Source organism: Wenjunlia tyrosinilytica (assembly GCF_014646055.1).
Taxonomy (GTDB): domain Bacteria; phylum Actinomycetota; class Actinomycetes; order Streptomycetales; family Streptomycetaceae; genus Wenjunlia; species Wenjunlia tyrosinilytica.
In genome coordinates this window covers 135,336-158,524 of sequence record NZ_BMMS01000022.1, presented here as the reverse complement: position 1 = coordinate 158,524, position 23,189 = coordinate 135,336, and the positions used below count along the sequence as shown (strand labels likewise).

Sequence of the window (23,189 nt, the reverse complement as noted above, 5' to 3'; positions counted from 1 at the left end):
CCGAAACCGGAGAACGCCAGACCCATGATCCACATGTCCGCGCCCACACCCGGCGAGCGCACCGCGTCCGACAGCGGCGCATAGGCGAACCAGCCGAAGTCGGCGGCGCCCTGCGGGGTCAGGAACCCCGCCACCGCGATCAGCGACCCGAACAGGTACAGCCAGTACGCGAACATGTTCAGCCGCGGGAACGCCACATCCGGCGCACCGATCTGCAACGGCATGATCCAGTTCGCGAAACCGGCGAACAGCGGCGTCGCGAACATCAGCAGCATGATCGTGCCGTGCATCGTGAACGCCTGGTTGAACTGCTCGTTCGACATCATCTGCGAACCGGGGCGGGCGAGCTCGGCGCGCATGATCAGCGCCAGCACCCCGCCGAGGAGAAAGAACCCGAAGGCCGTGATCAGGTACAGGGAGCCGATCGTCTTGTGGTCGGTGGTCGTCAGCCACTTCACCGCAACGCCGCCCCTGGCCCGGGCGGGCGCCGTGACCGATTTTCTGTTGCTCATGATCTGTTGGTGTCCGGCGGCGCCGGCTTCCTGACACCCCTGCCGGTGACGGTCCTCACATCCGGGGGTGTGAGGACCTGGACTGTGCCGGACATGAACAGATCATGAGCAGGGACGACTTCTTCGCCGACGCCTACCGCGAGCACTACGGGGCGGTCGGCCGCTACGTGGCCCGTCGGCTGGACGGTCAGTCCTGGGAGGTCGACGAGGTCGTCGCGGAGGTCTTCTCCGTGGCCTGGCGCCGCCGCGGCGAGGTGCCCGACGACGTCCTGCCGTGGCTGTACGGGGTGGCCCGCAACTGCCTGGCGAACACCGTGCGCGGGCGAAGCCGCTACCGGCGCCTTCTGCTGCGGATCGGCAACCATGGTGCGGCGCACGGCCAGTGGACAGCGCACGGCCCCGAGGCCGAGCCGCCCGGCGCCTGGGTACGCGAAGCGCTCGCCTCGCTCTCCGAGTCCGATCAGGAGGTACTGAGGCTCACCACGTGGGAGGAACTGACATTGGAGGAGGTCGGCTTGGCCCTCGGGTGCAGCACGGCGGCGGCGGGGATGCGCCTGCACCGGGCACGGCGAAGACTTCGCACCCGGATCGACCGCATGCACATGACGGTGACGGCACGGAGGGCCTGCGATGACTGACGATCTGGAACTGCTGCGTGCCGCGAACCCCGTACGTGCCGATGACAAGCGCTGGCCCGACGGGCCGCTGGACTTCCACGCCGAGCGGCGGCTCGAGGAACTCCTCGGTGAGCGCCCGCGCCATATGTCGCGCCGGCTCCTCATCGGGGTGGCCGCGGCGGGCCTCGCCGTGGCCGGCGGGCTGGGCGCCGTGATCACGGGGACGGGTTCCTCCCCCGCGGCGGCGGCCCCGGCTCCCCTGCGACCGGACGGCGTCTCCACCACCGTCCCACTGGAGCGGATCGCCCGCACGGCGCGGGCCGTGGCGGCGCACCGTCCGACGCGGGCCCGACGCGGCTGCCATGTACAGGAATGGTCGTTGAGCATGGAGACCGGTCCGGGAGCGCGGGAACCGGTGTCCCTGCCCGAGGAGCGCTGGTCGCGCTGGAACGCGGACGGAAGCGGCTCGCTCCTGGTGGTGGCCACCGACCCCCGGCATCCCGGCAGGCCCGTGATCGACGGGAGCGGGCTGAGGAACCGGGTGGTCACGGACGGGGAGATCCTCAGCCGGAAGCGGTATCCCCCGGGCTCCTGGGGCGGCGAGTCCATGTACCGCATGCCGCCGCCGTCCACGCCGGGCGCGCTGCGCGACTACCTGGCGCAGCGGTACCGCGGCGCCGGGAGCGATACGGAACCCCTGCTCGACGCCCTGTCCGAGCTCCTGACCCAATGGACGCCGGGGACCCGCGAGACGGCGGCCGTCGTCGGGATGCTCGCTCGTACCCGCGGTCTGCGACCGGCCGGAGCGGTGACCGACCGGCTCGGGCGGCGAGGGCAGGCGTACACATTCGGGGGCAGGGGCGCCCCCGACCAGCGGATGGTCATCCTTGATCCGGGGAGCGGCAAGGTGCTCGGCCTCGAACTGAGCTTCGTCAAGGACGTCAAGGAGTACCGGGTGAAGGCTGGAGATGTCCTCTCCTACCAGGCATGGATCTGACGTAAGGTCAGTGGTGCCCCGGGATGATCAACCGCCGTGCGTGGTCAGCGTCTTGCCCATGAGGTCGCGCGCCCGGTCGGCGGAGATGTCCAGCGTTCCCAGCAGCGCCGGCACGGCGATGCTCGGCAGTATGTGGTTGAACATGACCACGACCCGGTCCTCGAGGTCAGCGCGGTCGGACAGGATCTGCGACATCAGCTGAAGGCCGGTGAAGGCCCCGACGAACAGCGCCGCGGTGTCCTCCAGCACCACATGCGGCAGCAGCTCTCCGCGTTCCTTCGCCTCGGTGAGGAGCTGGAGGTTGTGATCACGCCAGGCGAGCAGCGGACCGCGCCGCTGGTGCTTGGCGACCCCCTGCTCGATGGTCAACCGGGTCCCCCCGCGCAGGATGGGGTCGCAGGACAGCCGGTGGGCGAGGATCATCCCCGCGTCGACCAGTTCCTGCAGCTTGGTGGGCTGCGATGGGGCCTGGACCTCGTCCACATGCTCGTTGAGCACGGCCAGCGCCAGCTTCTCCTTGGACGGGAAGTGGAAGTACAGGGCGCCCTTGGTGACTCCGGCGCGCTCGAGGATGGTGGACAGCGTGGCGCTGTCGTAGCCGCTTTCGTCGAAGACCGAGCCGGCGGCCTCGAGAATCGCGCGGCGCGTTCTGATCGCACGCTCCTGCTGCGCCATCAGACGCCTCCTGCCTTCGGCGCGCGGCCGACCGCCGCGGCCGGCGGCCACGGACACTATGACACTCATCACACGAAGAAGAATCGCTGGATGGGTATGGACATGATCTGTACGGGACCGTCCCCCGTACACGGGTGACCGAAACCGCCGGGAACAATGGGTGCGTGGCGACGATCGCGCCCCGCGCCCGGAGCTGGACCGTCGCCCCGGGAACCGTCGGGGCCACGCACGCGCGGCACCGCTGCGCGACCAACGCGGCGGGCGCCGTAGGGTCTCGGCTGTGACCTACGCCCAGACACTCCTCGACCGGATCGGCGGCAATCCCGAAGTCGCCCGGTTGCTGGCGGATATCGCCGACTTCGACATCGAGCGCCGCGAGCCGGTCGAGGACCTCGCTCTTCCCGGCGGCGACGCGCTCGAACCCGTCGCCGGGGACGCGGGCGGGGGCACCTACTTCCTCGTCGGCGACAGCGTCGGCGAGCACAGGCCGGTTCTCTACGCCGACTCCGAAGGCGGTGCCGCGCTCGTCGCCGACAGCCTCACCCACGCCGTCGAGACCGTGCTCGGTCTGCCGTCCTGGCGGGACTGCCTGAACCTGGCCGCCAGGAGCGACGGCAGCGAGGAGGAGTTGGCCGCGGCGGTGGAAGAGGTGGAGGAGGAGGTCGGCGAGGACATCCCCGACCTGGCCGAACAGCGGGCCTACGCGGCGGCGGCCCTCGGACTTCGGCTGCCGCCCGCCGTCGATCTGCTCGAGCGCCTGTACGACACGGCGTCCCGCACCGGCCCCGACCACCTGCCCATCAACCCCTGGGGCGACCCGTACGAGCTCCTCTTCTGACCATCCCCCGACGGTGGTCCGCTGAGAGTCGTCCACGCGCTGTGGGCGACATTCGGCCATGCCATTGACGCGCCCCTGCCAAATCATCGGCTCTCGTGGCACGCTGCCTGACGCACCTCGAATCCGCACCTCTCGTCTGCCCGGACCGCACACACCGTGGTCCGGCCCCACACTGTCCGCGCGACACCTCGCGCGGCCTGGGCAGAAGGAGTACGCGTGAGACGTCCTCGTCGTACCGCCGCCGGCATAGTGCTCGCCGTCGGCGCCCTGCTCACCGCGGGGCTTCAGTCCGCCACCGCAAGCGCAGCCCCGGCCCCGGCCCCGACTGCGACTGCCACTCCGACTCCGACTCCGACTGCGACTGCGACTGCGACTGCGACTGCGGCGACGGTCCACACCGCCGCGGCCTCCGCCGCCGCGCGGAAGAAGATCAGCGGCTACTGGACCCCCGAGCGCATGCGGAGCGCCATTCCGCTCGACCTGCTCGACGTCGCCCCGGGCGCCCTCAAGGCCCCGAAGCCCGGCAAGCCATCGACCGTCGCGCCCACCGCCGCGTCCGCGGCACCGAAGGCGGCAGCACCCAGGGCGTTCCCGCAGGCCGGTGGACCATGGACCGGCGGCGGCTCCGTCGTCACCACCTCCGGCCGGGTGTTCTTCACCTTCCAGGGCCGTAACGCCTCCTGTTCCGGCGACGCCGTGACCAGTGCGAACGCCGGCACCGTGATCACCGCGGGGCACTGCGTCAAGTACCAGGGCGCCTGGCACACCAACTGGACCTTCGCGCCGGGCTACCACGACGGCCAGACGCCCTACGGCACCTGGACGGCGGCCAAGACGATGTCCACTCCCCAGTGGGTGGCGAGCGAGGACATCAACTACGACGTCGGCGCCGCCGTCGTCGGCCCGCTGGGCGGCAAGAAGCTCACCGATGTCGTCGGAGCCCAGGGCCTGCAGTTCAACGGCGGCTACAACAAGGCGATGTATGCCTTCGGCTTCCCCGCCGCGGCCCCGTACGACGGCACCAGGCTCATCTACTGCAGCGGGACCACCTCCAAGGACTTCCTCTTCACCAAGGACCACAGCCTGTCCTGCAATATGACGGGCGGCTCGAGCGGCGGTCCGTGGCTCGCCTCGTTCAACGAGGCCACCGGCAAGGGCCTGCAGGCCTCCGTCAACAGCTTCGGCTACACCTTCCTGCCCAACTGGATGTTCGGCCCGTACTTCGGAACCGAGGTCAAGGCCCTCTACGACCAGGCGCAGGCGGCCTGACCACCAAGGAGTGCCCCGGCCGGATGCCTCCGGCCGGGGCACTCGCATGCCCGATCGGTGGAATCACGTGCTCTTATGGCGGCGGGCGCCATCGCTGCGGTTGCTGCCGCCGACCGCCTGACAGGTACTTGAATCGTCCGATCACCACCGGTCCGGCCCCCGGCTGCCTCACGGCCACACCAGTGGCACACGCGGCCCTGACCGGCGTGCGCCGTTTCCCTGAGGAGAGTCCTGTGACGCGTTACCCGATGGCGCTGGCCTCCGCGGCCGGCGCCAGTGTGTTCCTGGTGGCCGGTTTCCCCGCCGTCAGCCATGCCGTGGCACCCGTGCCCTGCGACACGGCTCAACTCGTCTCCGCCATCCAGACCGCGAACTCCGGCACCGGTGACACCCTCAGCCTGGCCGCCGGATGCACCTACCACCTCGCCGCCCCGTTCTCGGGCGTGGACGGGCTGCCTCCCATCACCAAGCCGATCGTCATCCAGGGCAACGGCGCCACCGTCGTCCGCGACGCCACCGCCTCCGGCCCCTTCCGCATCTTCGACGTCGCCCCGACCGGCGACCTCACCCTGCGCGTGCTCACCGTCAAGGACGGCCTGCTCAGCGCGGCGAGCGACACGGGCGCCGGCATCCTCGTCCAGGCCGGCGGCTTCCTGACCGCGGCGACCAGCACGGTCTCCGGCAGCACCGCCGCCTCCGACGGCGGCGGCATCAGCGTCAACGGCACCGCCACACTCACCGGCACCACCGTCACCGGCAACACGGGCCGGGACGGCGGCGGGCTCTTCACCAACGCGGCGGCGTCGCTGACAGTGACCGGCTCCCGCGTCACCTCCAACCACGCCACCCGTGACGGAGGGGCGCTGGACGCCGTCGGCGCCCTCTCCCGGATCACCAGCACCGTCGTGAGCGGCAATGTCTCCGCCAGGGACGGCGGCGGCATCGAGTACGACAACGGGGTGAACACCCTCGACACCAGCACCCTGACCGACAACTCCAGCACCAGCACCACGGCCGGCCTGGGCGCGGGCATCTACAACGCCGCCGACCTGACCCTGAACAGCACGAACGTGAGCACCAACACCTCTCCGGGCACCAACGCCCTGGGCGGCGGCCTCTACAACGTCTCCGGTGAGAAGGCGACGCTCAACAGCTCGACCGTCACCGGCAGCACCCTCACCGGCACGAACGCCAAGGGAGCCGGCGTCTTCAACGAGGGCACACTCACGCTGGACAGGACCGCTGTCACCGACAACCGGGCCACCGGCACCGCCTCCCAGACCGGCGGCCTCTACAACAGCAGCGGCACGGTCACCCTGACCAGCAGCACCGTGACGGGGAACCGCTCCGCGACCGCGCCGGGTGGTCTGCGCACCGATGTGGCCATCACCCTCGCCACCTCCGCCATCGTCGGGAACACGCCGACCAACTGCACGGGCAGCCCGGTCGTTCCTGCCGGCTGCGTGGGCTGACGGCCCACCGCCGCACGGGACCTTCGAAGACTCCTCCTGCCCCCCGGCCCCCACCGGGCGGGGGCAGGTCGGCGTGGGCCGGACGGGCCGTCAGGCGGACTTGCCCCGGTAGCGCGCCACCGCGGCCGGGGCGCAGACGGCCAGGACCCCCACCGTCCACGCCAGGGACTGCCAAGCGGAGGAGCCCGCGTCGTGGCCGCCGAACCAGGCCCGCAGGGTGTCCACCAGTACGGTGACCGGGCTGTGCTCCGCATAGGCCTGGAGCCAGCCGGGCATCGAGGAGACCGGCACGAAGGTGGAGCTGATGAATGTGAACGGGAACAGCCACACCGTGCCACCGGCCTGGGCGGCCTCCGCTCCGCTGACGGCCATCCCGATGAGGGCCGCCAGCCAGGAGAAGGCGTAGCCGAAGGCCAGCAGGAGGGCGAAGGCCGCGGTCATCGGCAGCGGGTCGCCGTCGAAGCGGAAGCCCACCAGCAGTCCGGCCGCGATCATCACGACGACGGCGACGAGGTTGCGGGCGATCTCGGAGAGGGTCCGCCCGACCAGGACCGCCGAACGGCTGACCGGCATCGAGCGGAAGCGGTCCATGATGCCCCTGCCCATGTCGTCGGCCACGCCCACGGCGGTGCCCGCGACCGAGCCGAACAGCACCATCTGCACAAAGATGCCCGGCAGCAGGAACTGGCTGTAGTCGCCGCCGGGCACATCGATCGCCCCGCCCAGCACATAGCGGAAGAGCACGATGAACATCACCGGCTGGATCAGCGCGTACATCAGCAGGTCGGGGGTGCGCTGGATGTGCTTGAGGTTGCGCAGCGCCATCTCCCAGGCGTCCGAGATCCACCAGCGGTAGCCGTGGGCGCCCGCGTGCTCGACCGTGGTGCTCATCGTCCGTCCGCCCTTCCGCCGGTCGCGGCCGCCACCCGGTCGGGCGGTGGCGCCTCCCGCTCCTCCTGCTCCTTCCGGGTGTCCTGGCCGGGTGCCGGAGACGGCCGACCGGTGAGGGAGAGGAAGACGTCGTCCAGGGTCGGGCGGCGAACCGCCAGATCGGCCACGGCCACACCGGCGGTGTCGAACTCGCGCATGAGCTCCGGCATCAAGGAGGCGCCCCCGGCGACCTGGACCACCAGCCGTCCTTCACCGTCGTACGAGCAGGGCGCTCCGGCGGTGACGGCACGCACGGCCCGCTGGGCGCGTTCGGCGTCGCCGGGGTCGGTGAGCCCGATCTCCACCCGTTCGCCGCCCACCCGGTTCTTGAGCTCGTCGGGGGTGCCCCGGGCGATGACGCGGCCCTGGTCGATGACGGCCACCGCTTCGGCGAGCCGGTCGGCCTCCTCCAGGTACTGCGTCGTCAGCAGGACGGTGGTGCCCTCGGCGACGAGGTCCTCGGTGATCCGCCAGATGGCGGCACGGCTGCGCGGGTCGAGGCCGGTGGTCGGCTCGTCGAGGAAGACGACCCTGGGGCGGGCGATGAGGCTGGCGGCGAGGTCCAGGCGCCGCCGCATACCGCCGGAGTAGGTGCGCACCGGCCGTCCGGCCGCTTCGGCGAGCCCGAATCCCTCCAGCAGTTCGTCGGCGCGCTGCCGGGCCTGCGTCCGGCCGAGTCTGAACAGCCGTCCGAGCATCCGCAGGTTCTCGAACCCCGTCAGCTTCTCGTCCACGGCGGCGTACTGCCCGGTGAGGCCGATCAGGGGACGCACCCGCTGGGGCGAGCGCAGGGCGTCGATGCCGCAGACCTCGACGGTTCCGGCGTCGGGCCGCAGCAGCGTGGCGAGGATGCGTACGGCGGTGGTCTTGCCCGCCCCGTTGGGCCCGAGCAGGCCGAGGACGGAGCCCTCGGCGACGGTCAGGGAGAGGCCGTCGAGGGCCCGGACGTCGCCGTAGTCCTTGCGCAGTGCGTCGACGACGATGGCGTCGGCCATGTCGCTCCTCCTTGGATCGTGCCGGGTCGTGCGGGGGCCGTGCTCTCTCGCGGGGCGTGCCTCAGACCGAGTCGGCGGTCGCGGTGGCCGCGGACAGGTCCGCCGCCAGCAGGTTCAGCAGCCGGGAGCGGGAGCTGTGCAGGAAGAAGTGGTCGCCGGGCAGGACGTGCAGGGAGAACGAGCCCGTGGCCTGCTCCTCCCAGCCCCGGGCGCTCTCCTCGGTTGCCTCGGGGTCGACATCCCCCACGAACGCGGTGATGGGGCACGGCAGCGGCGGCTCGGGCACGTACACGTAGTCGTCCACCATCTTGAAGTCCGAGCGCAGCACGGGCAGGACCATCTCCCGTAGCTCGGGGTCGGCCAGGACCTCGGCGGGCAGCCCGCCCATACCGTCCACACGGGCAGCGAACTCGTCGTCGGGCAGGTCGCTGTCGCGGACCGGCGAGGGCGGGTACTGGGGCGAGGGGCAGCCCGCGGCGAACAGGCGCAGCGGGGGCGGGGCGCCGTCGCGCCTGAGCCGCCGGCACAGCTCGAAGGCGAGGCGGGCGCCGATGCTGTGGCCGAAGACCGCGTAGGGGCGGTCGATGGTGGACAGCACCTCCCCGGCCATGGCGTCGAGGTCGATGGCCGGGTCCTCGCGCAGCCGGTTCTCGCGGCCGGGATACTGCACGGCGGCCACCTCGTACGGCCCGAGGTCGGCGAGGCGGCGCGGCCAGTCGCGGTAGGCGGAGGCGCCGGCGCCCGCGTACGGCAGGCAGTACAGGCGCACCTGGGCGTCGGGTCTCGGCCGGGGGAATGTCACCCAGAGCCTGCGCCGTCCGTCGGTCATCGCTCCCGTCCTCTCCCCGCCTCCACGGACTCGGCCGCGTCCACCGCCGGGCTCCCGTCCGCCGAGTCCGCCGTCGAGCGCCCCGCCGCCGTGACGCCTTCGGCGGCGACGGCCTTCGCCGCCGTGTCGAGTGCGTCCGGATAGCCGCGCCAGCGCTCACGCAGCGCACGCAGCCGGGCCAGTTGTCCGCCGAGGCGTTCCCGCGTGCTCTCCAGGCAGTCGTCCAGGGACAGTGGCCCCGGCCCGCCGCCGTACTCCGCCAGCGCGGCGACGCTCTTCGGCGACGCGGCCAGGTCGGGCAGGCCACGCGCCTCGGGGATACGGGAGACCGCTTCGGACAGCGGTTCGCCGCCGTTGCCGAGGGCCTGCTGCACGGCGCGGGCCACGGCGGCATGGGCGTCGCGGAAGCCGAGCCCTCCCTCGAGGGCGAGCCGGTTGGCCGCCTCGGTGGCGGCGGTGTAGCCGGATTCGGCGCGGGCGAGCATCCGCTCGGGGTCGGGACGGGCGGCGCCCACCACCAGGCGGAGCAGTTCTGCCGCCTGGGTGAGCTGGTCGACCGCGTCGGCGACCGGGCGGGTGCCCTCGGCGTGGACCGCGATCGCGTTGCTGAACGGCGTCTTCTGCATCGCGGCGGCCGCGGTCGCGAACGCGCCGAGCGGGGCCGCGGCCTTGCCGCTGACGTGTTCGAGCACGAAGACGTTCCGCTTCTGCGGCATCATCGAGCTGCCACCGGTGAGGCTGTCCGGCACGGTGAGCAGCCCCAGGTCGGCGGTGGTCCACAGCAGCAGGTCGGCGCTGACCCGGCTCAGCAGGACGCCGATGACCGCGGCCGAGGACAGCAGGCGCAGGGCGGCATCCCTCGTGGCCACGGCCTCCACGGAGTTGGGGCAGGCCCGGCCGAAGCCGAGCAGCCGGGCGGTGCGTCCGGAGTCGACGGGCACGGTGGTGCCGCCCACGCCTCCCGCGCCGAGAGGGCAGCGGTCGAGGTCGTCGGCCACGCCCAGCAGCGCCTCGATGTCGGCCGCCAGGGCGACCGCGACCCCATTGAGGTAGTGCCCGTAGGTGATGGGGACGGCGGGCTGGTAGTGGGTGAACGCGGGCATGACGACCCGGGCGTGGCGGCGGGCCTGGCGGGCGAGCGCGCCGAGCAGCCGCAGACACTCCCACAGCAGGCCGAGGAAGGGCTCACGCAGCTTCAGCTGGTGCAAGGTGGCGGTCAGGTCGTTGCGGGAGCGGCCGATGTGCAGGGAGCCGCCGATGTCGGGACCGAGCGTGTCGACCAGGTAGGTCTCGTACATCAGGTACCAGCCGCGGGGCGCGGGCCGCTCCCGCAGCGGGGCGAAGTCCAGGGCGCGCAGCCGGTCCACGGCGGTCAGCAGGGCGGCGGCGGTGGCGGGCGGCAGCACACCCTGCTCGGTCAGCATGACGATGTGCGCGCGGTCGATCTGGGTGGCCAGGGCCAGGTCGGAGGCGAACGCCGCGTCCACTCCCGGGCGTTGGGTGAGGGCCTGGACGCGGGGGTGCATCGGGGTGCGCCCGCCCGTCGGGCTCTGGGCCATCTACTCCTCCTCCCCCGGCTGCCCGAGTCGGACACGGATCGCGTCCAGCGCGCCGACCGCCTGCCGGGCCGCACTGCCGGGAGTGTCCGCCCGGGTCACCACGGAGCCGATGCGGTCCCGGAAGTCGCCGTGCCTGCGCAGGCGGTCGTGCGGCCCCACGGTGACGTCGGCGCGTCGTACTCCGGGCATGCGGCGGGCCCGCTCCAGTCCTTCGACGGCATGGACGGTGCCGTCGCCAGGGGCCAGCAGGAAGCGCACGGCCGCGGCACCCTCGGTCGAGGGGGCCAGGCGCGGAGTTCGGCCCAGCGCCTGGTCGAGGGCGGCGGCGACCAGGTCGACGCCGAGGGCCTCGCGCACGAGTTCGGGGATGCACCCTCCCGCGAGGCGGGGGTTGACCTCGATGACGACCGGCCCATGGGCTCCCAGCCTCAGCTCGACATGGGCGAGGTGGTCACGCAGCCCGAGGGCGTCCACGGCCTCGGAGGCGGTGCGGCGCAGCGCCTCCGCGACGTCCGGGGGGCCGTCCGCGGGGAAGTCGTGGCCGGTCTCGACGAAGCCGGGGTGGGGGCCGAGGTGTTTGGCGGTGACACCGACGACCTGGCCCGCGACGGCCTCCACGGAGAACTCGGGACCGTCCACATAGGCCTCCAGCAGCACACCGTGCGGCATGGCCGTTCCACGCTCGTTGACGGCGTGGGCCAGCAGCGGGCGGGCGTGCTCGGTGGCCTCCTCGGCGGTGTGGCACAGCCGGACGCCGACGCTGCCGCTTCCGGCGACGGGTTTGACGACGAGGGGGCCGCCGCCGAGCGCGTTCCACGCCCGGGCGACCTCGGCGGGGTCGTGGACCCGCGCGTTGGCGGGCACGGGGACGCCGGTGGCGGCCAGTGACCGGCGCTGCTGTCCCTTGTCGCGGCAGGCGCGCACCGCCTCGGGGTCGGGTCCGGGCAGCCCCAGCTTCCGGGCGAGGGCGGCGGCGGTGTCGATGTAGTACTCGGAGGTGCTGGCGACGGCGGCCACATCCGTGACGGTGTGAACCGCCTCGAGGAGCGCGTCCACGTTCGCGGTGTCGGCCGAGCGGACCGGTACGCCGTCCTCCCGGACATAGCCGTAGCGGCTCGCGTCGGTGGTCAGCAGCAGGGGGCTCAGTCCCGACCGGCGGGCGGCACGAGCCAGTTCACGGCCGTTGCCCGTGGTGTTGCTCTCGACCAGCACGACCGTGCCCGTCATGAGGCGCGCTCCCGCACGGCCGGCCCGCTGGTGCCGGGCCGCTCACGGCGGCCCCAGGCCAGCCGGTCCCAGCGGCCCTTGACCTGTGCGCCGTCGGAGACCGTGACGGGCCCTTCGGGGAGCACGGGCAGGTGCAGGCCGCGTTCGCGCAGCCACAACTCGCTGCCGGAGGTGGACTGGTAGCGGTGGCCCTCGTCGGCGAACAGGGCCAGGACCGTGCGGTCGGGGTAGCTGCGGGCGGCCCACCGGGCGACCAGGAACGACGCTCCGCTGGTGGGACCCATGAACACGGCGTGCTCGCGGTGGAGTTCACGGGTGGCCGAGAACGCCTCGGCGGCGCCGACCCAGTGCACCTCGTCGAACGTGGAGTGGTCCAGATTGCCCGGCATCAGGCTGTTGCCGAGGCCCCGCAGCGTCCTGGGTCCGTCGGGGAGGCCGAACAGGACGCTGTCGTGGGTGTCCACGGCCACCGCCCGCATCGCCGGGTTGGCCTGCCGCAGATAGGAGGCCGTGCCGCACATGGATCCGCCGGAGCCCACACAGCCGACGAGGGTGTCGATCTCGCCGATGGTCTCCAGCACCAGTCCGGCGACACCCGCGTACGCCGCCGGGTTGAGGGGGTTGTCGTACTGGGAGGGCACGAAGACCGGGTCGTAGCTCTCGCAGACCTCGGCCAGCCGGTCCAGTCTTGCCCTCTGGTGGCCGCCGACGGGGGCGGGCTCGGTGACGATCTCCACGGTGGCGCCGAGCTCCTCCAGCCGGATCCGCAGCGGGTCGTCCAGCACCGGGTCGCTGACGAGCACGAGCGGGTAGCCGCGCAGGGCGCACACCATGGCGAGGCCCAGCCCGAAGGTGCCGGAGCTGGTCTCGACGACGGTCATGCCCGGCCGCAGTTCACCGCGCCGGATGGCGGTGTCGATGATGAAGCGTGCCGGGAGCAGCTTCATCACGGTGAAGCACGCGGCGTACAGATTGTGCTCGAGCCGCACCAGGCGGGGCAGTTCGGCCGCGGCGACGGCGTCGCGGACGGCCGCGCTGCGGTGGGAGGCGGCTGCGGCGTCCCGGGCGGTGGCGGAGTCGGCGGTCATCGGCTGCTCCGCTCGGCACGCGGGTGGAAGGTCATCGGCATGCTGGTCAGTCCGTTGATCCAGTTGGAGTGCAGATGGCTGGGCTCCCCGGCGGGTTCGGCGCCCGCCAGCGCGGTGCCGATCTCCTGGAAGAGGGCGCCGAGCGCCATGCGCGAGGACGGCGCTCCGATGCAGTAGTGGGGGCCCGCGCCGAACGACAGGTGCGGATTCGGTGAGCGGCCGGGGTCGAAGGAGTAGGGGTCGGCGAAGACGCTCTCGTCACGGTTGGCGGAGGCCACCCAGGCGCACACCCAGTCGCCCTTGGCGAGGGTGACCCCGGCGAATTCGGTGTCCTCCCGGACGCGTCGCACCAAGTGGTTGGTCGGGGAGGTCCAGCGCGCCCCCTCCTCGATCAGCAGCTCCGTGGAGCGGGGGTCGGCGAGGGCGGCGTCCCACAGGTGCGGCCGCTGGGCGAGGGCGAGCAGGGTGTGCGAGGCGACGTGCGCCGTGGTGGAGTTGGCGCCGAGCAGGAAGCTGTAGCAGTTCAGCGCCACCCGGAAGTCCTCCAGCGGAGCGCCGTCGGTCTCCAGGGTGAGCAGCGCGGTGATCAGATCTTCACCCGGCTCGGCCCGCTTGGCGTCGATGATCTCCGTGAAGCAGGTGAACAGCTCGTGGTGCGCCCGGCGCAGCGTCTCGCGGGTGGTGGCTCCGCAGGCGTACTCCGGGTCGTCCGGGGCGATGCTGGCGGTGGTGTAGTAGGCGATGGTGTCCCAGTAGCGGTCCGGGATGCCCATCAGATCGCCGATCACCACCATGGGAAGGCGGCGCATCAGCTTGGCGAAGTCGTGCACCCCGCCTTCCAGGCAGGGCTCCACCAATTCGCGGACACGCCTGCGGATCCCTGGGGCGCGCCTGCGGACCACCGAGTGGCTGAGCGCCTTCATCGTGGGCCTGCGGATGTCGCCGTGCTTGGGCGGGTCCATCAGCGTGATGGTCTGGCCGCCCGCGCTGTCGCCGACCCCCACCGATGCCAGGATCGTGCCCTCCTCGGAGCCGAAGACCCGGTGGTCCTTGACGATGCGCTCGCACTCCGCGTACCGGCTGAATCCCCAGAACCCGTCCCCCGAGGGCATCCGGTGCCGGCTGACCGGGGCCTTGTCGCGCATCGTGCGCCACATGGCGTGCTGGCAGTGCTGGTAGAGCAGCGGATCGCTGACGTCGACGCCCTCGTACGGGACGATCAGGCCGGGATCGGGGGCGGTGATCTCCATCAGGCCTCGCCACCGGACCGCATCCCGACCACCGCGGACAGCTCCGCGATGGTCTGGTAGCGGAAGAAGTCCCCTGCCGAGCACTCCAGCCCGACCAGGCGCAGCCGCTGGATGATGTCGACGCTCAGGATCGAGTCGCCGCCGAGCTCGTAGAAGTTGTCGTCGATGCCCACCCGGTCCAGGCCGAGGACCTCCGCCCACACCTCGGCCATCAGCGACTGCTGTTCGCCGGCCGGGGCCACGTACTCGGGCAGGTCGCCGCGGTCCTCGCGGGAGGACCAGGGATACGGCAGGGCGGAGCGGTCGGGCTTGCCGTTGGGGTCGCGCGGCATCTCGTCGAGTACGAGGCAGGTGCCCGGCACCATGTGCGCCGGGACCTTGACGCGCAGCCAGGACCGCATCAGCGAGGCGGTCACCCGGGACCCGGCGGCGGGCACGGCGTATGCGGCCAGGCGCTTCCCGCCGTCTCCGCCGTCGAAGGCGACCACGGCGGCTCCCGCCACCTCGGGCCGGGCGCTGAGCACCGACTCGATCTCGCCGAGCTCGATGCGGTAGCCGCGGATCTTGACCTGCCGGTCGGTGCGGCCCCAGAACTCGAACTCGCCGTCGGACCTGCGCCGCGCCAGGTCACCGGTGCGGTACATCCGGGCGCCGGGCGCGGCGGTGAACGGGTCCGGCAGGAACCGCTCGGCGGTCAGCGCCGGGCGCCGCAGATAGCCGCGGGCCACGCCGACCCCCCCGATGTACAGCTCGCCCGTCTCGCCCACCGGAACCTCACGCAGGTCGGCGTCGAGCACGTACATCGACCGGCCGCGCAGCGGGGAGCCGATGGGCACCCTGTCCAGTTCGGCATCGGCGTCGGCGCGGTGCAGGGAGGCGAACACGGTGGTCTCGGTGGGACCGTAGGCCGCGAACACCCGCACCCCGGACACGCCCGCCACGGTGCGCACATGCTGCGGCGAGAGCACATCGCCACCGGTGATGAGGGTGCCGACCGCGGACAGCGCCTCGGGGGCGTGGTCGGCGATCACATGGAACAGACCCGTGGTCAGGAACAGCCAGTCGGGGCGGCGGCGCCCCAGTTCGGCGGCCAGCGCGTCCACCGAGACCGGCCCCCCGGGAAGGATGTCCACCCGGGCGCCGCGGCACAGCGCGGCCCAGATCTCGAACGTCGAGGCGTCGAACGCGGTCGGGGCGTACTGCGCCACCGACTCGCCCGGCCGCACGGCGAGCCGTTCCTCGTCCAGGACCAGGGCGACGACCCCGGCGTGGTCGACCACGACACCCTTGGGGACGCCGGTCGAACCGGAGGTGTAGATCACGTAGGCGGCCTGGTCCGGGCGGACCTGCGTCGGCGGTCCCTCGTCCACGCCGTCCGCCTCGCCACCGGTGACCGTGCCGTCGGTGTCGACGAAGACCACCGGTACGCCCTCGTCCACGAAGTCGGGGGTGCGCCCGCTCGGGGCCACGACGGCGGCGACCTCGCAGTCGCGGATCATGAACCGCTGCCGCTCCACCGGGAAGTCGGGGTCCACCGGCACATACGCGGCCCCGGCCTTGAGCACTCCGAGGAACGCGGCCACGGCCCTCGGGGAGCGCGGTGCGGTCACCGCCACGCGGTCCTCCGGGCGCACCCCCGCTCCGCGCAGCCGGGCGGCGATCGCCGCCGCCTCCGACACCAGCGCGCCGTAGGTGACCTTGTCTCCCTCGATGGAGACCACGGCCACGGCATCGGGGTCGGCGTCCGCCCGCCGCTCCACGAGTTCGTGGATGACGCAGGCGCCACCGTGCCGCGCAGTCGCTTGGGAAGCCATCACATTCGTCGTTGTCATCTCTTCGCGCCCGCCTCGCCCTGCCGGAGCCGACAAAGGAATATCCTTTCGAGAAATAGGTGACGCGGTGTCGGCCGTCAAACGGCGCGAAGGAATTCGGAAGGCGTTCCACCGCCCGAATAAGGCCGGGGAAGTATCCGGGAAAGAATCCTGGCGGTCCCGCAAAGCCATCGGGAAACATGACCTGCACTGTAGGCACCTGTGGGCATCCGCAGGCACGGCCCCTGTGGGGAATCGATGACGTTGGCGGGCAAGGCAGTGCTGATCACCGGGGCCGGCTCGGGCATCGGCTCCGCGACCGCGGTGCGTGCCGCGCGCCGCGGCGCCGCGGTCGCCCTGGTCGGCCGCCGCGCCGAAGCCCTGGAGCACACCGCCGCGCAGGTGCGCGAGGCGGTCGGTGAGGGCTCCCGTGTGGCCGTCCTCGCGGGTGATGTCGGCAAGGCCCCCGAGGTCGAACGGGTGGTCGCGGCAGCGGCCGAGCACTTCGGACGCATCGACGGCCTGGTCAACAACGCGGGGACGGCGCGGTTCAGCGCGCTGGAGGACGCGAGGATCGACGAGCTGGACACCATGCTCGACACCCATCTGCGCGGCCCCGTCCTGCTGATCCAGGCCTGCCTGCCGCACTTGCGCCGAAGCGGGGGCAGCGTGGTCAACGTCTCCTCCGTCGGCGGTGTCCTGTCCCTGCCGGGACGCTCCCTGTACGGCGCGAGCAAGGCGGCGCTGAACCACCTGACCCGCTCCCTCGCCCGTGAACTGGCCCCCGCGGTCCGGGTGAACGCCGTGCTGCCGGGACCGGTCGAGACCCCCATGTACGACGACCTCGGGCTCGACGCGGACGGGGTCGACGAACTGCGCGAGGGTCTGCTGTCGGCCACCCCGATGGGGCGGTTCGGCCGCCCGGAGGAGATCGCCGAATGGGTGTGCCTGCTGCTCGACGAGGAGTCGTCGGCGTGGGTCACCGGAGCCCTGCTCCCCGTGGACGGCGGGCGCACCGCCTAGCGAGCGCGTCCCGCCGTCCCCGGGCCGCCCAAGAGCCAGAAGCACGAAGGAGAGTCGCGTGACCACCACAACAGAGGCGACGACCGTCTACGGGCGTCCGGAGTTCGAGAACGTCGACATCGGCGACACGATGCGCGACGGCCACCCCGACATCACCGACGGGGACCTTCTGATCGTCGACCTGGTGCGCAAGCGCGCCGAGGCCCTGGGCCGCGCGCTGACCGTCATGGACGTGGGCTCGGGCTCCGGCGTGGTCTCGGAGCTGCTCGCCCGGGGCCTTCCCGGACACCGCGTCATCGCCAACGAGGTCGAGCCGCACCTGATCGCGCAGGCTCGGGCCCGCATGGCGGCCGTGCCCAACGGGGAGGTGTTCGACCGCCCGTTCCAGGAGTGGAGCGAACCGCTGGACGTGGTGATCTCCTGGGGCTCGCACCACCACCTGCCCAACACCTACCTCGACCATGTGCGCTCCCTGCTGGGCGAGGAGGGCGTGCTCATCATCGGTGACGAGTTCTGCCCGGAGTACTGCGACGAGGCGGATACGGCGAAGGTCGCCGCCGCCGATGTGATCCACCTCGCGGACGGCCTGGTGCTCACCACGCGCGAGGAGGTGGCGGCGTACGAGGCGGACGGCACTGTGCCCCAGTGGTCGCGCGACCTGGAGGACAAGCGCCGCAGGGCGCTGTGGCACTGGTACAAGTTCGTGATCGACTACGCGATGGACAAGGACAACTGGACCGTGGTCCTGGCCGAGCTCCAGATCACCCTGGACGACCTCACCACGACCTTCCACGAGGAGCACAAGCTCTCCCCGGTCATCGTCCAGCGCGACCTCGAACTCAACGGCTTCCGCTGCCTGACCGCCAATGTCATCGGCAACCGGCCGGTGGACCTGCAGAGCTTCTACCTGTGGGAGTTCGCGCCCACGCCGCGCGACTGACGACCCACCACGCCCCGAGTTCTCGGCCACCAGTTCCCGGTCCGCAAGCCCCCAGGCCGTCGTGCCAGGTGTGCGCCACGCGAAGGAGAGCCATGACATCGACCCTCGAAGTGGGGGGCGCGCGCCCGCCGGCGTCCGTCTCCCGGGCCGGGTCCATCCCGCCCTCCTGCCTGCACGACGCCTTCCGGTCCGCGCAGGCGTGGGAGCTGGCCAACGGCCGCCCCTCGATCCGGCTGCACGTGGGCGAGCCGGCGTTCGCGCCGCCGCCCGCGGCCGTCGAGGCACTGGGCGCGGCGGCGCGCGAGGGCCGCACGGCGTACACCTCCGCCGAGGGGATGGACCCGCTGCGCGAGGCCCTGGCCGAGAAGCTGGAGCGGGAGAACGGCCACCGCACCCGCTACGACCGGATCTTCATCACCCCGGGTTCCTGCCAGGGTCTGGCCGCTCTCATGCAGTCGGTGGCCAATCCCGGTGACGAGATCCTGCTACCGAGGATCCACTGGCCCATCCACCTCCAGCAGGCGCTGCTGGCGGGACTGCGGCCGCGCTTCTACCGGCTCGACGCCGACTTCCGGCCGGACCTGGAGGCGTTGGAGGATGCCGGGAGCGAGCGGACCCGGATGATCCTCGTCAACACCCCGTCCAACCCGACCGGGGCCGTCCTCGAGCGGCCGTTCCTGGAGGCCGTGCTGGACGTGGCGCGCCGCCGCGGCTGGCAGGTGCTCAGCGACGAGGCGTACGAGCACTTCGTGTTCGAGGGCGAGCATGTCTCCATGGCGTCCCTGGAGCGGGACGTTCCGGAGGAGGAGCGGCTGGTGTACTCCACCTACAGCTTCTCCAAGAGCTACGCCATGACCGGCTACCGGCTCGGCTACGTGGCCGTGCCCAACGCCGCCGCCGGCGACGCCCTGAGGGTGGTGCAGGAGGCGAGCATCGTCTCGCCCCCGACGCCCGTGCAGTACGCGGCGCTGGCGGCGCTGTCCGACCCCGACGCGACCGCGCGCAACCACGAGGCGGTGCGTGCCTGCCGGGACCGTTCGCTGCCGCGGCTGGTCGAGGCGGGGCTGTTGCGCCGGGTGCCCGAGGGCGGCTGGTACGCCCTGCTGGACCTGGCCCCGACCGGCCTGGACGCCGAGGAGTTCTCCGCCCGGCTGCTGGCCGAGCACGGCACGGCGATCGCTCCGGCCCGCGGTTTCGCCCTGCGGCCCGAACTCGACGCCGACGGGCGGGTGGTCGCGGTGACCGAGGACCCGCGGCTGAGCACGCTGGTGCGGGTGGCGTTCTGCGGGGACGGGGACCAGTTGGAGACCGGTGTGGACCGGCTGGTGGCGCTGGCCACCGGCGGCCGGTGAGGAGGGCGGCGCCGTGGACCGCACCGCCGCAGTGACTCCCTCCGCCCCGGTTCCCCCCTCGGCCGCGGTGCCCCCCTCGGCCGCCGAGGGCGACGACGACATCGGCTACGACAGCTATCTGGACCTCGAGGCGCTGCTGTCGTCCCAGCGGCCGACCACACCGGACAGCGAGGCGTTCACGCACGCGTCCGAGCACTTCTTCATCGTCGCCCACCAGAGCTCGGAGCTGTGGCTCAAACAGGTCCTGCTCGATCTGGAGCTGGCGGCGCACGCGGTCGCCGCGCCCGCGCGCGACCTGGAGCTGTGCCTGGACCATGTCCAGCGGGCCGCCCGCATCGTGGAGCTTCTGGCCGAGCACTTCGCGGTGCTCGACCGGCTGTCGCTGTCGTGCTTCGCCCGCTTCCGCCGCAGACTGGGCACGGCCAGCGGGGCGGCCTCCGAGCAGTTCCGGGCGCTGAACCGGGCGCTGGGCCTGTACGGCGACAAGAGCGCGCTGTACCAGGGCTTCCTCGACACGCTCGACGAGCGCGCCCTGACCCCGGTGGAGATGTACCGCAGGGCGCCGCAGATCGGCGCGGTCTACCGGCTCGCGGAGGGGCTCGTGGATCTGTCCCAGGCGGTCCGCCGCTGGCAGCTGGTGCACCTGGGGGCGGCGATCCGGCAGATCGGCCCCTCCCCCGGCACGGGCGGCAGCGAAGGAGTGGACTTCCTGGCCCGGCGGATGGCGGCGCCCTTCCCCGAACTGTGGCAGGCACGGGCGCAGTTGCACGAGGCTCAGGCGAGCTGAAGGCGGCCCCCGCGCGGGGCTGCCGCACGGAGGGTTGCCCGGCCCGCGCGGCCCGGCCGCGCGGACGACGGCCGCGCCGACCGAGCCGGGCCGGGGCCCGCCGTCCTCAGCGCGGCTCCAGCACGACCGGAAGCTCCTCCAGGCCGCGGAAGAACGGCGCGGGCCGCCACCGCAGCCCGGCCGGCTCCACGGCCAGCCGCATCCGGGGGAAGCGGGTCAGCATCTCCCGCAGCGCGATCCGCGCCTCGAGGGAGGCCAGCGGCGCCCCTATGCACCGGTGTATGCCATGGCCGAAGCCCAGATGCGCCCGGTCGGAGCGCTCGATGAGAAAGCTGTCGGGGTCCTCGAAACGGTCCGGGTCGCGGTTGGCCGCGTGCCACAGGGCGGCGGTGACCGCGCCCTTGGGCACGGTCGCACCGGAGAGCTCGACATCCTCCTTGGCCACCATGAAGGCGATCCCCGCGGGCCCGTCGTAGCGCAGGATCTCGTCCACCGCCGAGGACAGCAGCTCTGGGTCCCGCTCCAGCAGGGCGCGTTGTCCGGGGTGGGTGAGCAGCAGCTTCGTTCCGGTCGCGATCAGGTTCACCGTCGTCTCGTGCCCGGCGACGAGGAGCATGAAGGCCATGCCGACCAGCTCGCTCTCGGACAGCCGCTCCCCGCCGTCGCGCGCGTCGATCAGCGCGCTGAGCAGGTCGGCGCCGGGGCGCGCCCGCTTGCGCCGGATGAGGTCCAGGAAGTAGGCGAGCAGGTCCTCCTGGGACTGGCGGAGCCTGCGCAGCGAGTCCGGGCCCGCCACGGAGACCAGGCCGTCGGTCCACTCCCGGAAATCGTCCCGGTCGGTGGCCGGCACTCCGAGGAGCTCGCAGATGATCGTGATGGGCAGCGGATAGGCCACGGCGGTGATCAGGTCGAAGGGCTCATGGCGAGGAGCCGCCGCGAGCACCCCGTCGAGTACCGAGTGCACCCTGCCGGTCAGCTCCTTGACCCGGTGTCCGGTGAAGGCGCTCTGGACGAGCTTGCGCACACGGGTGTGGTCCGGCGGGTCCAGGGTCAGCAGATTGCGGTTGACGGGGCTGTCGGGGTCTCCGGTCAGCGCGGTCGCCTCGGGGGGAGCCAGGTGCAGATCCCGGCTGAAGCGGGGGTCGGTGACGCTGGCGCGCACATGGTCGTACCGGGTCAGCAGCCACATGTCGAACCCCTGCGGGGTCGCGATGCGGTGCACGGGAGAGGTCCGGCGCAGGTACGCGTAGGTGGGATAGGGGTCGGCCAGGCAGGCCGGGCTGAACAGCGGGGGTACCGGGAGTGCCTCCTGTGCCGCCGAGGTCTCCGTCATCGGTGTCCGCCTCCTCAGGCAGGGTCGGGAAGGGCGCAGTGGGCGCCCACCCGGGGCAGTAGGCCGGAGGTCAGGTAGTCGGTGATCGCCGCGTCGACGCAGGTGCCGCCCCGGCCGAAGGCGGTGTGCCCGTTGCCGTCCACGCTCAGCAGCCGGGCCCGTCCCATCTCGTGGGTGACGCGCTCGGCCCACGTGAGCGGGGTGAGCGGGTCGCCGTCGACGCCGATCACGAGGACCCGTCCGGATCCGGTGTAGCGCCAGGGCCCGTCGAAGCGCTCGGTGGGCCGGACGGGCCAGCGGGCGCACTTGAGCTCGCCGTACCCGTAGACCCGGCCGAAGTGCGGGGAGACCCGGGCGGCCGCCTCGAAGTGCCGGTCGTGCGTGCGCAGGTCGGTGGGGATCTCGCGGTCCAGGCAGGAGAAGGCGAGCTGCTGGGCCGTCAGGTAGTCCTCACCGGTCGGGGGCTCGACGGTCGGCAGGGTCTGGCTGTCGAGGTGGGCCAGGTACTGGGAGAAGCCCGGCCACCCCTGGGGGTCGATCATGCCGCCGATGGCCTGGGTGAGCAGGAGGCCGCCGGTGAGGACGTCATGGCGCCCGGGGTGGGCTCGGCGGTTGTCCTCCAGCTTGTCGATCAGCCGGTCGAAGGCCTGCGCGGGATGCCCGCCTCCGAAGGCGCACAGGGACGGCGTGCGCTCGCACCAGCCGAAGAAGCGGCTCAGTGAGCGCTCGCTGGCGGCGAGCTGTTCACGGTCGAAGCGCAGGGGCCTGGAGACGTATCCGGAGGCGTGGATGGCGCCGTCGAGGACCATGGCCCGCACCTTGCCGGGGTAGCGGGCGGCGTACATCTGGCCGAGCACCGTGCCGTAGGACATGCCCAGGTAGCTGAGCTTGTCGTCGCCGACGGCCCGCCGCAGCAGATCGAGGTCGTCGGCGGCGTCGGAGGTGCTCATGTGCTCCAGCAGCGCCCGGCTGGAGTTGCGGGCGCAGGCGGAGGTGAGGGCGTCGGCCTCGGTGACCTTGTCGGGCCGGTCGGCGACGGTGGGGTAGGCCGCCAGGGGCGCCTCGATGCCCCGTTCCTCCTCGAACGTCATGCAGTGCGCGCTGGGAGTGCTGTGGGACTGGCCGCGAGGATCGACGCCGACCACGTCGAAGCGATCGGCGAGCGCGGTGAAGGCCGCGAGGCGGTACCTCAGCAGGTCGCCCCCGTTGCCGGCGTGCAGGCCGCCGTTGACGAAGAGCGTGCCGACGCGGTGGGCGCGGTCCCGGGCGGGGATGCGCGTGAGGGCGAGCTCGGCGCTCTCCCCCGTCCTGCCCAGCGGGACCCGGGCGGTGGCGCATTCGAAGCCGTCGCCGCAGTCGGCCCAGGCCAGTCGGGGAACACGGGTGCGGTGACCGGCCTGGGGCGTGGAGCTCGCGGACGGGGCGGTGAACACTGCGGCGAGCGCCGTCAGCGCTGTCAGCACGGCCGCGAACCTGAGCCTGCGGCGGGCGGGGGTGGTTGGTCGCGACAGCACTGGGGCCTCCTCGCGGTCGTTCGCCGCGCTCCACGGGCAGCGGAGCGCGGCCAGGCACCCCGACATGCTGGCCGAATCACGGTGGGGCCGACGGATCTCTGTGCCGGATCTGTCGGCCGCTCCGGCGATCCTCGAGGCGGCGGGTCGATCCCCCTGAGCCGGTCGGGCCCG

Annotated in this window: 21 protein-coding genes; 9 read left to right on the top strand and 12 right to left on the bottom strand. The window is 72.4% G+C overall.

The window, feature by feature from the left end; all coding sequences use genetic code 11:
• The coding region (locus IEY86_RS24175) for a cbb3-type cytochrome c oxidase subunit I (RefSeq protein WP_189133935.1) at positions 1 to 512 on the bottom strand (512 nt) is incomplete at its 3' end.
• A gap of 104 nt (positions 513 to 616) precedes the next feature.
• On the opposite strand from IEY86_RS24175, the gene IEY86_RS24170 reads away from it, so the two are divergent.
• Both IEY86_RS24170 and IEY86_RS24165 read left to right on the top strand, forming a co-directional pair.
• Positions 617 to 1,150, top strand: a complete 534-nt coding sequence (locus IEY86_RS24170) for an RNA polymerase sigma factor (RefSeq protein WP_189133934.1) — start codon at positions 617 to 619, stop codon at positions 1,148 to 1,150.
• Positions 1,143 to 2,126 (top strand): CU044_5270 family protein, encoded by a 984-nt coding sequence (locus IEY86_RS24165; RefSeq protein ID WP_189133933.1) that lies wholly within the window; start codon positions 1,143 to 1,145, stop codon positions 2,124 to 2,126. The genes IEY86_RS24170 and IEY86_RS24165 overlap by 8 nt, the downstream gene beginning before the upstream one ends.
• Before the next feature lie 27 nt (positions 2,127 to 2,153).
• Here the strand turns inward: IEY86_RS24165 and IEY86_RS24160 are convergent, their stop codons facing one another.
• Positions 2,154 to 2,801, bottom strand: a complete 648-nt coding sequence (locus tag IEY86_RS24160) for a ScbR family autoregulator-binding transcription factor (protein WP_189133932.1) — start codon at positions 2,799 to 2,801, stop codon at positions 2,154 to 2,156.
• Positions 2,802 to 3,081: 280 nt separating this feature from the next.
• On the opposite strand from IEY86_RS24160, the gene IEY86_RS24155 reads away from it, so the two are divergent.
• The 3 genes from IEY86_RS24155 to IEY86_RS24145 all read left to right on the top strand — a co-directional run bounded on the left by IEY86_RS24155 (position 3,082) and on the right by IEY86_RS24145 (position 6,380).
• The gene (locus IEY86_RS24155; RefSeq protein WP_229698702.1) at positions 3,082 to 3,639 is read left to right on the top strand and encodes a hypothetical protein; all 558 of its coding nucleotides are present in this window, start codon (positions 3,082 to 3,084) and stop codon (positions 3,637 to 3,639) included.
• Positions 3,640 to 3,855: 216 nt separating this feature from the next.
• The gene (locus IEY86_RS24150) at positions 3,856 to 4,908 is read left to right on the top strand and encodes a trypsin-like serine peptidase (protein ID WP_189133931.1); all 1,053 of its coding nucleotides are present in this window, start codon (positions 3,856 to 3,858) and stop codon (positions 4,906 to 4,908) included.
• A gap of 233 nt (positions 4,909 to 5,141) precedes the next feature.
• Positions 5,142 to 6,380, top strand: a complete 1,239-nt coding sequence (locus tag IEY86_RS24145) for a hypothetical protein (protein ID WP_189133930.1) — start codon at positions 5,142 to 5,144, stop codon at positions 6,378 to 6,380.
• Between the two features lie 90 nt (positions 6,381 to 6,470).
• Here the strand turns inward: IEY86_RS24145 and IEY86_RS24140 are convergent, their stop codons facing one another.
• The 8 genes from IEY86_RS24140 to IEY86_RS24105 all read right to left on the bottom strand — a co-directional run bounded on the left by IEY86_RS24140 (position 6,471) and on the right by IEY86_RS24105 (position 16,072).
• Positions 6,471 to 7,271: an ABC transporter permease gene (locus tag IEY86_RS24140; RefSeq protein ID WP_189133929.1), complete on the bottom strand. Its 801-nt coding sequence runs from the start codon at positions 7,269 to 7,271 to the stop codon at positions 6,471 to 6,473.
• Positions 7,268 to 8,305: an ATP-binding cassette domain-containing protein gene (locus tag IEY86_RS24135; protein ID WP_189133928.1), complete on the bottom strand. Its 1,038-nt coding sequence runs from the start codon at positions 8,303 to 8,305 to the stop codon at positions 7,268 to 7,270. Before IEY86_RS24135 ends, IEY86_RS24140 begins: the two co-directional genes overlap by 4 nt.
• A 61-nt stretch (positions 8,306 to 8,366) precedes the next feature.
• Complete coding sequence (locus IEY86_RS24130; RefSeq protein ID WP_189133927.1) at positions 8,367 to 9,134, bottom strand: thioesterase II family protein; 768 nt, start codon at positions 9,132 to 9,134, stop codon at positions 8,367 to 8,369.
• Positions 9,131 to 10,693, bottom strand: coding sequence for a lyase family protein (locus tag IEY86_RS24125; protein WP_189133926.1), 1,563 nt, complete (start codon positions 10,691 to 10,693; stop codon positions 9,131 to 9,133). Before IEY86_RS24125 ends, IEY86_RS24130 begins: the two co-directional genes overlap by 4 nt.
• Positions 10,694 to 11,920 (bottom strand): ATP-grasp domain-containing protein, encoded by a 1,227-nt coding sequence (locus IEY86_RS24120; protein ID WP_189133925.1) that lies wholly within the window; start codon positions 11,918 to 11,920, stop codon positions 10,694 to 10,696.
• Positions 11,917 to 13,008: a cysteine synthase family protein gene (locus IEY86_RS24115; RefSeq protein ID WP_189133924.1), complete on the bottom strand. Its 1,092-nt coding sequence runs from the start codon at positions 13,006 to 13,008 to the stop codon at positions 11,917 to 11,919. Before IEY86_RS24115 ends, IEY86_RS24120 begins: the two co-directional genes overlap by 4 nt.
• The gene (locus tag IEY86_RS24110; protein ID WP_189133923.1) at positions 13,005 to 14,258 is read right to left on the bottom strand and encodes a cytochrome P450; all 1,254 of its coding nucleotides are present in this window, start codon (positions 14,256 to 14,258) and stop codon (positions 13,005 to 13,007) included. Before IEY86_RS24110 ends, IEY86_RS24115 begins: the two co-directional genes overlap by 4 nt.
• Positions 14,258 to 16,072, bottom strand: coding sequence for a non-ribosomal peptide synthetase (locus tag IEY86_RS24105; RefSeq protein WP_189133922.1), 1,815 nt, complete (start codon positions 16,070 to 16,072; stop codon positions 14,258 to 14,260). Before IEY86_RS24105 ends, IEY86_RS24110 begins: the two co-directional genes overlap by 1 nt.
• Positions 16,073 to 16,327: 255 nt before the next feature.
• On the opposite strand from IEY86_RS24105, the gene IEY86_RS24100 reads away from it, so the two are divergent.
• The 4 genes from IEY86_RS24100 (at position 16,328) to IEY86_RS24085 (ending at position 20,171) form a co-directional block, all read left to right on the top strand.
• Positions 16,328 to 17,092, top strand: a complete 765-nt coding sequence (locus IEY86_RS24100; protein WP_189133921.1) for an SDR family NAD(P)-dependent oxidoreductase — start codon at positions 16,328 to 16,330, stop codon at positions 17,090 to 17,092.
• Between the two features lie 58 nt (positions 17,093 to 17,150).
• The gene (locus IEY86_RS24095) at positions 17,151 to 18,032 is read left to right on the top strand and encodes a class I SAM-dependent methyltransferase (protein ID WP_189133920.1); all 882 of its coding nucleotides are present in this window, start codon (positions 17,151 to 17,153) and stop codon (positions 18,030 to 18,032) included.
• Between the two features lie 92 nt (positions 18,033 to 18,124).
• On the top strand, positions 18,125 to 19,384 hold the full coding sequence (locus tag IEY86_RS24090) for a pyridoxal phosphate-dependent aminotransferase (protein WP_189133919.1): 1,260 nt from the start codon (positions 18,125 to 18,127) through the stop codon (positions 19,382 to 19,384).
• Positions 19,385 to 19,397: 13 nt separating this feature from the next.
• Complete coding sequence (locus IEY86_RS24085; RefSeq protein WP_189133918.1) at positions 19,398 to 20,171, top strand: tryptophan 2,3-dioxygenase family protein; 774 nt, start codon at positions 19,398 to 19,400, stop codon at positions 20,169 to 20,171.
• A gap of 106 nt (positions 20,172 to 20,277) precedes the next feature.
• Here IEY86_RS24085 and IEY86_RS24080 read toward each other — a convergent pair whose 3' ends face one another.
• Both IEY86_RS24080 and IEY86_RS24075 read right to left on the bottom strand, forming a co-directional pair.
• Positions 20,278 to 21,504: a cytochrome P450 family protein gene (locus IEY86_RS24080; RefSeq protein WP_189133917.1), complete on the bottom strand. Its 1,227-nt coding sequence runs from the start codon at positions 21,502 to 21,504 to the stop codon at positions 20,278 to 20,280.
• A gap of 14 nt (positions 21,505 to 21,518) precedes the next feature.
• A complete protein-coding gene (locus tag IEY86_RS24075) occupies positions 21,519 to 23,018 on the bottom strand; it encodes an alpha/beta hydrolase (protein WP_189133916.1) in 1,500 nt (499 codons plus the stop codon).
• Positions 23,019 to 23,189 lie beyond the last annotated feature (171 nt).